We start from the raw sequence: 13,212 nt of genomic DNA on the forward strand, positions 1-13,212 counted from the left end.
TTAGAAGGAAAATCGCCGGCTGGAACCCAGTGACACGACCTCTCCGGAAGGAGGAGCTTCCGTTGCCGGGGTTTCCGGCAGGAGGCTGATTTTTCTGGTTTCGCCGGGGCCGAGATGGAACCAGTTTTCCGAGGCGCAATAACCCTGCACCTCGACATGGACGGACTGCGCCAGCCGGTCCGTGCCGATTTCAAGAGACCAGTTGCCGCTCGTTTCACTGATCGTGGCCTGAAGGTTTGCGGCGTGCAGCGCCTTTTTACGGCCGAGAGGGAAATGGAATGCGTCGGCGATGACGTGTCCTGTCGTAACGTCGCGAAGCCGGGCGACCGTTACATCATGGGACGGAGGGCCGAAACGATAGGCATAGGTCGTATCGAAAAAGGCGCCGAACAAATCTGTTGCGGCAATGATCTGGCTCTGTCGCGGCGAAAGCGTGAGCGGTCGTTTGGCGTGGACGACGGGTTGCACACCTTCGCGCAGGCAGGTCAGTTCCAGCATGGCTTCGAGGCCGCCGCCGGTCTCGTTGACGAGATGGATATCCAGCCCGTTCGTGCCCTCATCGGAAAAAGTAACCTGAATGGGGCGGAACGCCCTTTTCAGGGCATGCCAGATGGATTTGGGCCGGCCAGTGGCATCGATGATACCCCAGCCTGCGCCGGGAACGAGATCCTGCAGGGTCCAGACCAGAGCGCCCTGACAGGAGGAACCGCTACGCCGCCATTCGGCGAAAGTCGCCTCCATGACCTCGGCCGTGGCGGCCCGGGACATGTCGAGATAAAGGCCGCCGTCTTCGCGACGCAGAACATCAGGTTCGACGTCGTAGAGCAGGTTCAGATAATGGTCGCGAACATCCTCGAAATCCCAGGATGCTCCGCGATCCCGCGGTGCGCTTGCCTTCCATCGCGGATCGTGCACGGCCACGCCGGTTAGATATCTGTCCAGCGTTTCCTGTTCGGGAATATTGGCGAAGGCGAGGCACTCGGCGGCGAAGCGCAGATCGGCGCGGCGCGCATCTTCCAGCGGGCGGCAATAGGCGCCCACGCCGTAATAATGGCCGACCCCGACGTTGGGAAAAAAGGGCAATGCGCCGCCGGAGGGGGAATTGGCGACATAGGCTGCGTCCGGGCGTTTCTCGGCAAGGAGTTCCGGCAAAACCTCCTCGGTAAGCGTTCCCTTCCATATCTGTTCCGGCAGACCGAGCATCGCGCCCTGCTGGTACATCTCACTGCCGCCGCAGAAGACGGTGAGCGATGGAGAAAGCGCGGTGGCTTCGAGGAACTGCGAGATTTCCGTGACGATATGCTGGCGCAGGCTCTCGTCCTTTGCCGGGTAATCGAAATTGGCGAGCATGGCGTCCTGCCAGACCATGATGCCGAGTTCGTCGCAAAGTGCGAAAAATTCCGGCGTCTCATAAGCCATGGTGCCGCCGATGCGGATCATGTTCATGCCGGCTTCCGCTGCTTTTCTAAGCCATGGCTCGTAGTCCGCCGTTGTTCCCGGCAGGCGCACAATATCGGCCGTCGTCCAGACCGCGCCGCGGCAGAAGACGGGCTGACCGTTCACCTTGAGGCCGAAACCGTTACCGTCTTCGCCATGATCGATCTCGACCCGCCGGAAGCCGGTACGGCCCAGCCTATGTTGTTCGCCGTCCAGTTCCAAAAGCGTGTCGTGCAGCGCAGGTCTGCCATGGGTGTGCGGCCACCATGGTTCGACTTCGGGTATGTGGAGCTCGCCCGAAAACTTGCCGTTCTCATCCCTGGAAAGATCGGCGCCATAACCCGCGCAGCCAAGCCGCGCCGATTTTATGGGCCGGTTGGTTTCCAGCGCGATGGCGACCGTTCCCGTTCCTGCCTCGTCCAGCGAAGACCGGAGTGTGCAGAGCACCGCTTCCTGTTTGATCAGACTGATGGGTCGCCATGGACCGGCGGCGTGGATTTCCGGGCACCAGCCGGGCATGTAACCGAGTGCGGTGGTGCGGATCAGTCGCAAACCCTGGGTATTCATCATCTGCGGTCGCCAGCGGGCGCGGGGACCGGTTTTTTCAAGTCTCGGCGCAAGCGCCCGGAAGCAGACCGAAAGCTCGTCCGCGCCCGTGAGTTCGACAGGCACTTCCAGCCTTTCGAACATGCTCTGGCTCGCGGCGATCAGGTCGCCGTTGAAGAAGATTTCGGCAATGGTGGAGAGACCGTCGAAGCGAAGTATGGCGCGTTCGCGCGTATCGGAAATCATCGTCAGCCGATACCAGGCATCCCTGTCATTGAGGGGCGCCGGGGCAAGGCGGTCGAATTTTCCGGCCGCTTCCAGAGCCTGCGCCACGGTGCCGGGAACGGAGACGTGAAGGCTTTCAAGCGATGCGGGAATATCGGACGGTGTCTCACAGGCATCGGCGGGCGTCAGCGTCAGCGTCCAGCCTTCGCTCAGCAATTCCTCGCTTTCGCCGGGAAGATAAGTCCTCACGCGGCCTCGCTGGCATCAGTGAGTTTAGTCGCAAGCGCTTCCATCACGCCATCCCATGCATCCGCTGCTGGATCGAGCACGGTGGCCAGTGCATCAAATTTGCGGCGGGTGACGGCGCGGGCAAGCTGGAACTGCACGGTCTTGGCAACCTCGGAAATCTTGAGCGCGTGGTCTCTTGCTTCAGAAAAACCGTCCGCGTCCAGCCATTCGAAGTGGCTTGCCGCCAGTTCGAAATTGGCGCCGAGCTGGCGCAGCGTGTTGAAGGCATATTTGTGGAAAAAGCCGAAGGGTCGGTCAGCGACCTTTTCCACCTGCGCCGGAAAAACGCCGGCAAAAGCACGGACCGGGTTGGCGGAGGGCCGTCTGGAAAAATGAAACTTCAGGAGCCGTTCGGCCGTCTTGCGAATATGTGCGGGCGAGGGGCTGCTGTCCGCGAATTTCGCAAATTCGGTATAGGGCAGGAAAGGCGGGTCGGTCTCGGCCAGATGATGCTGGAACAGGCCGTCAAAATCTTCGCCTGAAAGGTGGAAGAAGCCGGCGTTATGGAAATAGTCGAGTTCGCGCTTCGCGAGGTCGAGCCGGTTGATGGCGATGGTGGTCTTGCCGTGTTCCTTCCGGTAGCCCACCCCATGGGTATCCGGCATATAGAAGCTGTCCATCTCGATCAGGCAGATGCGGCCGCGTGCGAGTTGCGCCTCGATGTGGCTTTCCACGCTGTCGAAGATCGCAAGTTCGGTGGCGCGAACGCCATAAAGCGCCTCGAGGTCTTCCAGCGGCACCTTGAAGAAGGTGAACTGGTCGCCTTCGAAATCCTGCGTGAGCGTGAAACCGAACATGGCTTCCGGCGGCAGACCTTTCGAGGCCAGCACCTCGATCCACAAATCGATATAGCAATTGGTCTCCGGCCACATTCTCTCGGAGGAATGGAGCGGATGCTGCACATAGTTTTTGGGATCGAGACCGGGAAAAATCTGCTGCATGAATGATCAGCCCCAGAGCGTTTCCACGACCTTCGCAGGCCATTTCTTCACGTCGAGACCATGATGCGCAAACAGCGCCAGCGCGATGCGCTCAAGGCCGAAACCGACGCAGGCTGTGTGGGCGACATCGCCATTGTCGAGGTTGAGGCCCCATTTCTGGCCGAAGGCATCCTGATGGTAGTTGAAGCTCATGCAGGCCGTCGGGCTGGTCGTGGATGTGACCGGGATCAGGAGTTCGAATTTCAGATTCTGGTCGCGCTGGTTGTTGGCGAGCATTTTACCGGCGCGGCCGAAGAAGGGATCGTTGGCGACATCGATGGTGACGTCGAGCCCGACCGCTTTCATCATCTCCACGCCGCGATCCATCCAGGTCTGGCGGAATTCGGTGACGTCGGACTCGGTGCCCATGCAAACATATTCGCGCATGCGGAAAAGCTGCTGGCGGGCCGGGTCCTTGGAGGGTTCATGACGGAAACAATAGGACTGGATGTCATAGAGACCGCCGCCGGCAGGTAGCGCGCCGCGCTTGGCAATCGTCGGATAAAGCGGGTAGCAGGCCGCCGGCGTCAGCACGATGTCTGTCGCTTTCTGGTCCTTGGTCCAGTCACCGCCCTCATCCATGGTTTTCAGCAGGCTGACATGGTCAAGCTCGCAGCCGCAGAAGGAATGGACCGTGCCGGCAAGCTGCGGGAAGCTCTTCATATAACCGCTCTTTTCGAAATAGGCGCGGTTGATGCCGGGCGGAAAACGGATCGCTTCGGCGCCGTCAGCTCCGCCCGTGCGGTCGATCAGCCGCTCGAATGCGGCAATGACATCCTCGAACTGCCCGCTGCGTCCATAAAGACCGTCCACACCGGTTTCAATCAGCAGGCCTTCTTCGAACAGTCGATCGAGAAACGATGTTTGCATGTCCATGGTCTTATCCCAAGAGGCTGGTGTCCTGCTTGTGAACCAGCAGGAGATTGGCGGAATTGCCGAGAATGCGGTCGTTGGAAATCATCAGGCGGGCGGAATGCGCGTCACGCAGGTGCCGGCCGAGGCTGTAGGGCGTGCCGTTCTTGTAACCCATGATGCCGCAGACCAGCATGGCATGGTCGATGATCTCGAGAATGGTTTCCGAAGAGCAGATTTTCACATTGTTCATGGCGACGGCAAAAGCCATGGACATCAGTTTTTCGGGGTCGCTCTTGGTGTCCTCGTAAGCCTTGATGCCGGCGATGATGTTGGATTTCACGACCTGCAGCTTGGTGGAGACCTCGGCAAGGCGGATCGCGCCGGGAGGGGCGGTGCCGGGCGATTTGCGCGCCGCGGCTCTGACGAAAGACTGGGCGCGCAGCACGGCATCCGAGGCGATGCCGTACCAGACGGCGCTCCACAGGAGATGCGAGCTTGCAAGCATGGATTGTGCGGCGATTTCGGCAAAGGGTTTCGGGAATATCTGCGCCGCCGGCGCCTCGCCACGGAACAGGAAACCATCCGAACAGGTGCCACGCATGCCGAGCGTATCCCATACATGGGTTTTCTCGAGCGTGTACTGGTTTTTCAGAAAGACCGTCATCACCTGATCGGCGGGCGCGGCATCCTTGTGGGCGCGTGAGGTGATGAGGATCGCATCGGCATTGCTGCCATAGGAAATGACGGTGGCGTCCTTCTCCAGCCGGCAGAAATCGCCTTCGACCTCGATTGCACAGATGGAGTTGCGCAGATTGCCGCCAATGCCGCCTTCGGTGGTGGCGGAGCCGAGCAGAAGCTGTTCGCTGGCGATGCGGCTCATGAAGCCGGCATGCCATGCGCTCGTCTCGCCGTGTTCCACCAGGCTGGATGCCTTGATATGGTGCATGGCGAAAATCATCGCGGTTGCCGAACAGGCCTGACCGAGCCGGGCGCAGATATCGGCGATTTCCTGTAAGGAAGCGCTTTCGCCGCCCAGCGAAGAGGGGACCTGGATGCCGAGCAGGCGTTCCTGTCGCAGCGCATCAACGGCTTCCTGTGGGAATCGGCCGGTGACATCCACCTCATCCGCGTGTTTGGCGGCAATTGCCGCGACACGGCCCGCGCGCGCGGACAGCGTTTCATCCTGCGGCGCTACGGTGACGTTCATCAGGCTGCCTCTTTACCATCCAGAATGAGCTTAACGGTGTCTTCAATGGCTCTGATGCTCGCAAAGGACTTGCGGTTCAGCAGATTGTCGGGGAATTCGATATCGAATGCTTCTTCGATGCCGAGCATCAATTGCACGGATGCAAAGGAAGAAAGGCCCGCCGCATAAAGATCGGCTTCATCTGCAATCGTATCGACAGGGGTTGGAAGCTGGCCGAATTTGGCCAGTATTTCACGAATAGTCGCGTTCATTCCGACGTATCTCCCGTAAATTTCACATCAGTATGGTTTGTGCTTATCGTTACGTTGCAAACGATAATATTCGCCTAAACCGTTAGGTTAATTACAACTAACGGCAGCATGCGCCATTCCCGCACCTTTGCCAAGCATGGATCGTCGGCCTTGACAAATGCCGGTCGGTGTTTTTTGCTGTGGCCATTCACCAGGGGTGTCCCGTCAAGGGGCTGAGATTCTGCTTTCATGCGCAGTGACCCGTTGAACCTGATCCAGTTCATACTGGCGTAGGGACGGTGCAAAGACCGAAGGTCGGCTGGCGTGTGCATTGCGCTGTCGGCGCTGCGGTATTTTCCATCATTCCGGCTCGAACTGGGTCTCCACTGTCAAACTTTGGAGCCTCAAGATGAATATCGCTGCCAAGAATATCCCGTTGTCGGTTACCACCGGGCCGCATGCCGCCTCTACCAAAATCCACAAAGCCGGGACTTTACATCCCCATATCCGCGTGCCGATGCGCGAGATCGCCGTTCATCCGACGGCGGGTGAACCGCCGGTGACGGTTTACGATTCTTCCGGTCCCTATACCGATCCCTCGCATCCTGTTCTGATTGAAAAGGGTCTGCCGCGTCTGCGTCATGACTGGATCGTGGCCCGCGGCGACGTCGAGGCCTATGACGGCCGGCACGTCAAGCCGGAGGATAACGGCTTTGCCACCGGCGAGCGCCTGACGCCCGAATTTTCCGTACGCCACCAGCCGCTCAGAGCCACGGCCGGTAAAGCCGTGACCCAGCTTGCCTATGCGCGGGCCGGCATCATCACACCGGAAATGGAATTCATCGCCATCCGCGAAAATCTCGGGCGCGAGGCGGCCAGGGAAAAGCTGGCGCGTGACGGCGAGAGTTTCGGGGCGCTTATTCCGGACTATGTCACGGCGGAATTCGTGCGTCAGGAAGTGGCGTCGGGCCGCGCCATCATCCCTGCCAATATTAATCATCCGGAACTCGAGCCGATGATCATCGGCCGCAATTTTCTCGTCAAGATCAATGCCAATATCGGCAATTCCGCCGTCACCTCCTCCATGGCGGAAGAGGTGGAGAAGATGGTCTGGGCGATCCGCTGGGGTGCGGATACCGTCATGGACCTGTCTACCGGTCGCAACATCCACAATATCCGCGAATGGATCATCCGCAATTCGCCGGTGCCGATCGGCACGGTGCCGCTTTATCAGGCTCTCGAGAAGGTCAACGGCATTGCCGAAGACCTCAATTGGGAAGTGTTCCGCGATACGCTGATCGAACAGGCGGAGCAGGGTGTGGATTATTTCACCATCCATGCCGGCGTGCGGCTGCATTACATCCCGCTCACCGTCAACCGCGTCACCGGCATCGTCTCGCGCGGCGGCTCGATCATGGCCAAGTGGTGTCTGCATCACCACAAGGAAAGCTTCCTCTATGAGCATTTCGACGAGATTTGCGACATTTGCCGCGCTTACGACGTCTCCTTCTCGCTGGGCGATGGCTTGCGTCCCGGCTCGATTGCCGACGCCAATGACGCCGCACAATTCGCGGAGCTGGAGACGCTCGGTGAGTTGACGCAGATCGCCTGGGCGAAGGACTGCCAGGTGATGATCGAAGGCCCCGGCCATGTGCCGATGCACAAGATCAAGGAAAACATGGACAAGCAGTTGAAGACCTGCGGTGAGGCGCCCTTCTATACGCTCGGGCCGCTCACCACCGATATCGCGCCGGGTTACGACCACATCACCTCCGGCATCGGTGCGGCGATGATCGGCTGGTTCGGCACCGCGATGCTCTGCTACGTCACGCCCAAGGAACATCTCGGCCTGCCGGATCGCAACGACGTGAAGGTCGGCGTCATCACCTACAAGATCGCTGCCCACGCTGCCGATCTTGCCAAGGGCCATCCGGCCGCGCAGGTGCGGGACGATGCGCTGTCGCGCGCGCGGTTCGAGTTCCGCTGGGAGGATCAGTTCAACCTGTCGCTGGACCCGGATACGGCGCGCTCCTTCCATGACGAGACCTTGCCGAAGGAAGCGCACAAGGTCGCGCATTTCTGCTCCATGTGCGGGCCGAAATTCTGCTCGATGCGGATTTCCCACGATATCCGCGCCGAGGCGCAGAAGGAGGGGCTGGAGGCCATGGCCGCACGCTTCAAGGAAGGCGGTGAGCTTTACATGCCGCTCGCGACCACTGCGGATGCCGAATAGCATGCGCGTTCTGGTCAAGGGAACGGGGGTCGCCGGTCTGACGGCAGCCTTCGAACTGGCGCGGACCGGCATTACCGTTGAGGTTTGCGAGCGCAATGCCGAACCCTCTCGCGGCGCATCCTGGTATGCGGGCGGCATGCTGGCGCCCTGGTGCGAGCGTGAAAGCGCTGAAGCGGCGGTTCTGACGCTCGGTCAGGCGGCGCTCGACTGGTGGGATGAAGCAACCCCCGGCCTTGTCATCCGCGAAGGCACGCTGGTGGTTGCGCCGGCCCGCGATAAGGCGGAGCTTTCGCGTTTCGCATCGCGAACCGACGGTTATCGCTGGGTGGATGAGGGCGAAATCGCCGCGCTGGAGCCAGATCTTGCCGGGCGATTCCGATCCGGGCTTTATTTTCCGGGTGAGGGGCATCTCGATCCGCGTCTTGCATTGAAATCGCTGCATGAACGGCTTTGCACCATTGGTGTGCGTTTCCATATGGGTATCCCGCTGAATGAAGAGCCGTTCGACCGGGTGGTGGATTGCACTGGTTCTGCGGCAATCGGCGGGATTTCCGATCTTCGCGGTGTGCGGGGAGAGATGCTCTATCTCGCCACGCGGGAGGTTTCCCTGTCTCGCCCCGTCCGGCTGTTGCATCCGCGTATTCCGCTTTACATCGTGCCGCGCGAGCCCGGCCGTTTCATGGTGGGCGCGACGATGATCGAGACGGAAGATGCGGGCGCCATTTCCGCCCGCTCGATGATGGAGTTCCTGAATGCCGCCTATGCCGTGCATCCGGCTTTCGCGGAAGCGGAAATCATCGAGACAGGCACCGGCGTGCGCCCCGCCTATCCCGACAATCTGCCGAAGGTCACGCAGGATGGCCGGACAATTTTCATCAACGGTGCGCACCGGCACGGCTTTCTGCTGTCGCCGGCGATGGCGCGGCAGGCGGCTGAAATCGTCTGCCAAACTCTCTCTCAAAAGGAATGGGATCATGAAACTTCTGGTGAATGGCGACGAGCTTGATCTCGTCGCCGAGACGCTGGCCGGCCTGCTCGCCAGCCTCGAATACGAGGGTGAGTGGCTGGCGACGGCGGTGAATGGCGATCTGGTGCATTCGGAAGAGCGCGCCGATTATAAGCTGAAGGCTTTCGACCGTATCGAAATCCTCTCACCGATGCAGGGAGGCTGAAACAATGCTGACGCTTTATGGCCGCGAGGTCTCGTCCCGTCTCCTGCTCGGCACGGCGCGCTATCCGTCCCCCGCCGTGCTTGCCGATGCCGTGCGGGTGAGCAACACGGATATTCTGACGATTTCACTGCGCCGGGAAACGGCGGGTGGCAAGAAGGGCGGTCAGTTTTTCGAGCTTATCCGCGAGCTGGATCGCCAGATTCTGCCCAATACCGCCGGTTGCCACACGGTCAAGGAAGCGGTTCTGACGGCAAAGATGGCCCGCGATGTGTTTCGCACTAACTGGATCAAGCTGGAGGTCATCGGTCATCACGATACGCTGCAGCCCGATGTCTTCGCACTTGTCGAGGCGGCGAAAATCCTCTGCGACGATGGTTTCGAGGTCTTTCCCTATACGACTGACGATCTGGTCGTCGCCGAGAAGCTGCTGGAGGCAGGCTGCAAGGTGCTGATGCCCTGGTGCGCGCCAATCGGCAGCGCCATGGGACCGCTCAATCTGACGGCGCTGAAATCCATGCGGGCGCGTTTCCCGGATGTGCCGCTGATTGTCGATGCCGGTATCGGCCGCCCGTCGCATGCGGTCACGGTGATGGAGCTCGGTTACGATGCCGTTCTGCTCAACACGGCGGTGGCGGGCGCGGGAGACCCGGTCGGCATGGCGGAGGCTTTCGCTCGGGCGATAGAAGCCGGCCATCAGGCATATCTCTGCGGGCCGCTGGAGCCGAGGGATATGGCCGTTCCCTCGACGCCTGTGATCGGAACGGCTGTTTTTTCCTGATCGCGGCTTGTCGTCGACATCAGGCACGTCACGTTTTGCGTTGACAGTGCCTGATGGTGGCGGGATACCGGGAGAAAAGGGAAACGGCATGGCGGCACTCACCAATCTTCTGACGGATATCGGCGGCGTTTCGGTCGGCAATGTCACTGATCTTGCCCTCGGCTCCGGTGTTACGGCGATTGTTTTCGAAAAGCCCGCCATCGCTTCCGGTTCTGTTTTGGGTGGTGCGCCGGGCGGGCGCGATACCGGCCTGCTCGACCCCGCGATGACGGTGGAAACGGTGGATGCCTTCGTGCTGTCGGGCGGTTCTGCCTTCGGGCTGGATGCGGCGGGCGGCGTTCAGGCCGGGCTGCGCGAAATCGGACGCGGCCTGCAGGTGGGTTCCACCCGCGTTCCCATCGTGCCGCAGGCGATCCTCATGGATCTGCTGAATGGCGGCGACAAGGATTGGGGGCTGCATTCGCCCTATCGCGAGATGGGATATGCGGCCTTCAAGGCGGCGCGTGCGGAGCCTTTCGAACTTGGAACGGCCGGTGCGGGAACGGGGGCGACGACCGCGACCTTCAAGGGCGGGCTCGGTTCGGCAAGCGCCGTCAGTTCCAGCGGTTATAAGGTGGCGGCCATCGTTGCCGTCAATGCGCTCGGCTCGGCAACTGTTGGAACGAGCCGCCATTTCTGGTCCGCGCCGTTTGAAGTGCAGGGTGAATATGGCGATTGCGGTTTTCCTGACCGTTTCGAGCCGGATCATACCGCGCTGCGCCTCAAGGGGGTCAATCTCACGGCAACGACCATCGGTGCGGTGGTGACGGATGCCGTACTCACCAAGGCGCAGGCGCATCGCCTTTCCATCATGGCGCATGACGGGCTGGCGCGCGCCGTTCTGCCCGCCCATCTGCCAAGCGACGGCGACACCATGTTCGCGGCCTCGACCGGTGAAAAGCCGCTTGAGGGCGGTGTTCATTTCGCCGAACTTTGCCATCTGGCGACCATGGTGATGACGCGCGCGGTCGCACGTGGCGTCTATGAGGCGACGGCCTTGCCGGTGGATGGAGCGCAAAAAGCCTATCGCGATCTTCATGGACGGAGCCTTTGAACGATGAGTGAGGCCCCTTCTCCACTGAAGCCTGTTCTTCGTATCGACTTTCCGCCCGAAGAACGTCTCGGTCATGGCAAGATCGAATTGATGGAGTTGATTGTCGAGACCGGCTCCATCTCCGCCGCCGGGCGGGCGATGGACATGTCCTATCGCCGCGCATGGCTGCTGGTGGATGCGCTGAACCATATGTTCAGGCAACCGGTCATTGAATCGCAGCGCGGCGGCAAACAGGGCGGCGGTGCGGCGCTGACCGCTTTTGGCACTGAGGTGCTGGAGCGTTATCGCGGCATGGAAAAACGGATGAACGAGGCCTTGCGCGCGGATATCGACTGGCTGGAGGCCAACCGCAATCCCGATGCGGCCCTCAATAAGGATCGAGAGCCGCCGACTTTATGATCGCGTGCACCGGTTTTCCGGGCTCCAGCTGCAGCCTCTCGCGTGACAGATCGGTGATGCGCGACTGGATGATGTCGCCGCCGCAATCCACATGAACCGTGACCATGCCGTCTTCGCTGGCAGAAACAGTCGCGATATGGCCCTCAAGAATGTTGAGCGCGCTTAAGCCTTCGGGCTTTACGGCTGCCAGTATCACATCGCGCGCCGGTATGAGCACCCGCGCCGGGCTGCCGGCCGCTCCCCTTTTTGCCGGAACATGCAGCAGCATGGTTTTCAGCCTTACGGCGGCAAGGCCATGTCGCTCATCAAAGCTTTCAATGTGCCCGGAAAGAATGCTGCCCGCTTCGCGTCGTTCGAGATGCGCGCTGAAATCCGGTCTGGAAAGCACGTCGGCCGCTTTTCCCTGCGCTTCCACCTTGCCGTCCTTCATCACCACGATACGGTCGGCGAGGCGGGCGACCTCCTGAATAGCATGGCTGACATAGACGATCGGGATTTTCGTCTCGTCGCGCAGCCGTTCGAGATAGGGAATGATTCCGGCTTTTCGCTCCTCATCGAGCGAGGCGAGCGGCTCGTCCATCAGCAGCAGCCTGGGTGATGAGAGGAGCGCGCGGCCAATCGCGACACGCTGTTTTTCGCCGCCGGAAAGCTTGTCCGGCCGGCGCTGCAGGAGATGGCCGATGCCGAGCATGTCAACGATGCGGTCTTCATTCGCGCTCCCGGTTTTGTTCACGGCGAACCAGCGGCCGTAATGCAGGTTCTGCGCCACGCTGAGATGCGGGAAGAGCCGCGCTTCCTGAAAAACATAACCGAAGCGGCGTTTATGAGCCGGCAGGAACAGCCGTGTTCCACTATCGGCCAGCACTTCGCCATCGAGCAAAACCTGTCCCTCATCCGGCCGCAACAGGCCTGCTATGATGCGGATCATCGAGGTTTTGCCGGAGCCGGAGCGTCCGAACAGCGCGGTGACGCCGCCTTCGGAGGTGAATGACGCATCGAGTTCGAAAGAACCCAGGCGATGGCGGGTGGCGACCGAAAGCGTCATTCCATGCTTACCCGTTTGCCGACGATGCGGGCCAGAAACTCCGAGACGAGCAAAGCGAGCATGGAAATCACGACGGAGACAATGGTTAGCCGCAAGGCGCCGGCATCGCCGCCCGGAACCTGGGTGAAGGTATAGATGGCGGCGGACAAAGTCTGGGTCTCGCCGGGAATATTGGACACGAAGGTGATGGTCGCGCCGAATTCGCCCATGGCCTTGGCGAAAGCCAGGATCATGCCGGCGATGATGCCGGGCAGGGTCAAGGGCAGGGTGACGGTGAGGAACACCCAGAACGGGCTTGCGCCCAAGGTTCCCGCGGCTTCTTCCAGCTTGCGGTCCACCGCTTCTATGGAGAGACGGATGGAACGCACCATCAGCGGAAAGGCCATGACGGCGCAGGCGAGCGCCGCCCCGGTCCAGCGGAAGGAAAAGACGATGCCGAACCAGCTATCGAGAAATTGCCCGATCGCGCCCCTGCGGCCGAACAGGACGAGCAGCAGAAAGCCGGTGACGACGGGCGGCAGGATGAGCGGCAGGTGGACGATGCCATTGAGGAGAGACTTGCCCCAGAAGCGGCCGCGCGCCAGCGCCACGGCGACCAGAATGCCGAAAGGCAGGCTGGCAAGCATGGCGATGGACGACACCCACAGGCTGAGCCTGATCGCCGTCCATTCTTCAGGGCTGAGTGTCCACCAATGCAATGCCATATCCTGCAATCGTCATCTCT

Annotated in this window: 13 protein-coding genes and 1 riboswitch; of the genes, 6 read left to right on the plus strand and 7 right to left on the minus strand. The window is 60.8% G+C overall.

What is annotated here, in order from left to right; genetic code table 11:
* From EM858_RS10005 to EM858_RS10025, 5 genes are read right to left on the minus strand one after another with little or no spacing between them, the layout of a single operon-like run.
* Positions 1 to 2,457 carry a glycoside hydrolase family 2 protein gene (locus EM858_RS10005; RefSeq protein WP_127756593.1) on the minus strand — a complete coding sequence of 819 codons (2,457 nt, stop codon included), beginning with the start codon at positions 2,455 to 2,457 and terminating at the stop codon, positions 1 to 3.
* Positions 2,454 to 3,437, minus strand: coding sequence for a DUF1839 family protein (locus EM858_RS10010; RefSeq protein ID WP_127756594.1), 984 nt, complete (start codon positions 3,435 to 3,437; stop codon positions 2,454 to 2,456). The genes EM858_RS10005 and EM858_RS10010 overlap by 4 nt, the downstream gene beginning before the upstream one ends.
* Before the next feature lie 6 nt (positions 3,438 to 3,443).
* Positions 3,444 to 4,352 (minus strand): amino acid--[acyl-carrier-protein] ligase, encoded by a 909-nt coding sequence (locus EM858_RS10015; RefSeq protein WP_003504856.1) that lies wholly within the window; start codon positions 4,350 to 4,352, stop codon positions 3,444 to 3,446.
* Between the two features lie 4 nt (positions 4,353 to 4,356).
* Positions 4,357 to 5,538: an acyl-CoA dehydrogenase family protein gene (locus tag EM858_RS10020; RefSeq protein ID WP_059759982.1), complete on the minus strand. Its 1,182-nt coding sequence runs from the start codon at positions 5,536 to 5,538 to the stop codon at positions 4,357 to 4,359.
* On the minus strand, positions 5,538 to 5,789 hold the full coding sequence (locus EM858_RS10025; protein WP_003521307.1) for an acyl carrier protein: 252 nt from the start codon (positions 5,787 to 5,789) through the stop codon (positions 5,538 to 5,540). Before EM858_RS10025 ends, EM858_RS10020 begins: the two co-directional genes overlap by 1 nt.
* Positions 5,790 to 5,971: 182 nt before the next feature.
* Positions 5,972 to 6,083: riboswitch (TPP riboswitch) on the plus strand.
* A 94-nt stretch (positions 6,084 to 6,177) separates the two neighbouring features.
* Here EM858_RS10025 and thiC point away from each other — a divergent pair.
* The 6 genes from thiC to EM858_RS10055 all read left to right on the plus strand — a co-directional run bounded on the left by thiC (position 6,178) and on the right by EM858_RS10055 (position 11,443).
* Entirely contained in the window at positions 6,178 to 8,001 is a 1,824-nt protein-coding gene (gene thiC / locus EM858_RS10030; RefSeq protein ID WP_127756595.1) for a phosphomethylpyrimidine synthase ThiC, read from the plus strand.
* A 1-nt stretch (position 8,002) separates the two neighbouring features.
* On the plus strand, positions 8,003 to 9,007 hold the full coding sequence (gene thiO, locus EM858_RS10035; protein WP_127756596.1) for a glycine oxidase ThiO: 1,005 nt from the start codon (positions 8,003 to 8,005) through the stop codon (positions 9,005 to 9,007).
* The gene (gene thiS / locus EM858_RS10040) at positions 8,976 to 9,173 is read left to right on the plus strand and encodes a sulfur carrier protein ThiS (RefSeq protein ID WP_127756597.1); all 198 of its coding nucleotides are present in this window, start codon (positions 8,976 to 8,978) and stop codon (positions 9,171 to 9,173) included. The genes thiO and thiS overlap by 32 nt, the downstream gene beginning before the upstream one ends.
* 4 nt (positions 9,174 to 9,177) lie before the next feature.
* Positions 9,178 to 9,951: a thiazole synthase gene (locus EM858_RS10045; protein WP_127756598.1), complete on the plus strand. Its 774-nt coding sequence runs from the start codon at positions 9,178 to 9,180 to the stop codon at positions 9,949 to 9,951.
* Positions 9,952 to 10,039: 88 nt separating this feature from the next.
* Entirely contained in the window at positions 10,040 to 11,044 is a 1,005-nt protein-coding gene (locus EM858_RS10050) for a P1 family peptidase (RefSeq protein ID WP_127756599.1), read from the plus strand.
* A 3-nt stretch (positions 11,045 to 11,047) separates the two neighbouring features.
* Positions 11,048 to 11,443, plus strand: coding sequence for a winged helix-turn-helix domain-containing protein (locus EM858_RS10055; protein ID WP_127756600.1), 396 nt, complete (start codon positions 11,048 to 11,050; stop codon positions 11,441 to 11,443).
* On the opposite strand, the gene modC is transcribed toward EM858_RS10055, so the two are convergent.
* Together modC and modB are read right to left on the minus strand one after the other, a co-directional pair.
* The gene (gene modC, locus EM858_RS10060) at positions 11,412 to 12,488 is read right to left on the minus strand and encodes a molybdenum ABC transporter ATP-binding protein (RefSeq protein WP_127756601.1); all 1,077 of its coding nucleotides are present in this window, start codon (positions 12,486 to 12,488) and stop codon (positions 11,412 to 11,414) included. The two genes, EM858_RS10055 and modC, sit on opposite strands and share 32 nt — an antisense overlap.
* The gene (modB, locus tag EM858_RS10065) at positions 12,485 to 13,192 is read right to left on the minus strand and encodes a molybdate ABC transporter permease subunit (protein WP_020813461.1); all 708 of its coding nucleotides are present in this window, start codon (positions 13,190 to 13,192) and stop codon (positions 12,485 to 12,487) included. The genes modC and modB overlap by 4 nt, the downstream gene beginning before the upstream one ends.
* Positions 13,193 to 13,212: the final 20 nt, after the last annotated feature.

The sequence above is a fragment of the Agrobacterium sp. CNPSo 2736 genome, assembly GCF_004005385.1.
Taxonomy (GTDB): Bacteria; Pseudomonadota; Alphaproteobacteria; order Rhizobiales; family Rhizobiaceae; genus Agrobacterium; species Agrobacterium leguminum.

Excerpts from the sequence above, each read along its gene's own strand:
- thiC (WP_127756595.1), top strand. The coding sequence starts at position 6,178 with ATGAATATCGCTGCCAAGAATATCCCGTTGTCGGTTACCACCGGGCCG.
- EM858_RS10015 (WP_003504856.1), bottom strand. The coding sequence starts at position 4,352 with ATGGACATGCAAACATCGTTTCTCGATCGACTGTTCGAAGAAGGCCTG.
- modB (WP_020813461.1), bottom strand. The coding sequence starts at position 13,192 with ATGGCATTGCATTGGTGGACACTCAGCCCTGAAGAATGGACGGCGATC.
- EM858_RS10010 (WP_127756594.1), bottom strand. The coding sequence starts at position 3,437 with ATGCAGCAGATTTTTCCCGGTCTCGATCCCAAAAACTATGTGCAGCAT.
- modC (WP_127756601.1), bottom strand. The coding sequence starts at position 12,488 with ATGACGCTTTCGGTCGCCACCCGCCATCGCCTGGGTTCTTTCGAACTC.
- EM858_RS10045 (WP_127756598.1), top strand. The coding sequence starts at position 9,178 with ATGCTGACGCTTTATGGCCGCGAGGTCTCGTCCCGTCTCCTGCTCGGC.
- EM858_RS10020 (WP_059759982.1), bottom strand. The coding sequence starts at position 5,538 with ATGAACGTCACCGTAGCGCCGCAGGATGAAACGCTGTCCGCGCGCGCG.
- EM858_RS10055 (WP_127756600.1), top strand. The coding sequence starts at position 11,048 with ATGAGTGAGGCCCCTTCTCCACTGAAGCCTGTTCTTCGTATCGACTTT.
- thiO (WP_127756596.1), top strand. The coding sequence starts at position 8,003 with ATGCGCGTTCTGGTCAAGGGAACGGGGGTCGCCGGTCTGACGGCAGCC.
- thiS (WP_127756597.1), top strand. The coding sequence starts at position 8,976 with ATGAAACTTCTGGTGAATGGCGACGAGCTTGATCTCGTCGCCGAGACG.
- EM858_RS10025 (WP_003521307.1), bottom strand. The coding sequence starts at position 5,789 with ATGAACGCGACTATTCGTGAAATACTGGCCAAATTCGGCCAGCTTCCA.
- EM858_RS10050 (WP_127756599.1), top strand. The coding sequence starts at position 10,040 with ATGGCGGCACTCACCAATCTTCTGACGGATATCGGCGGCGTTTCGGTC.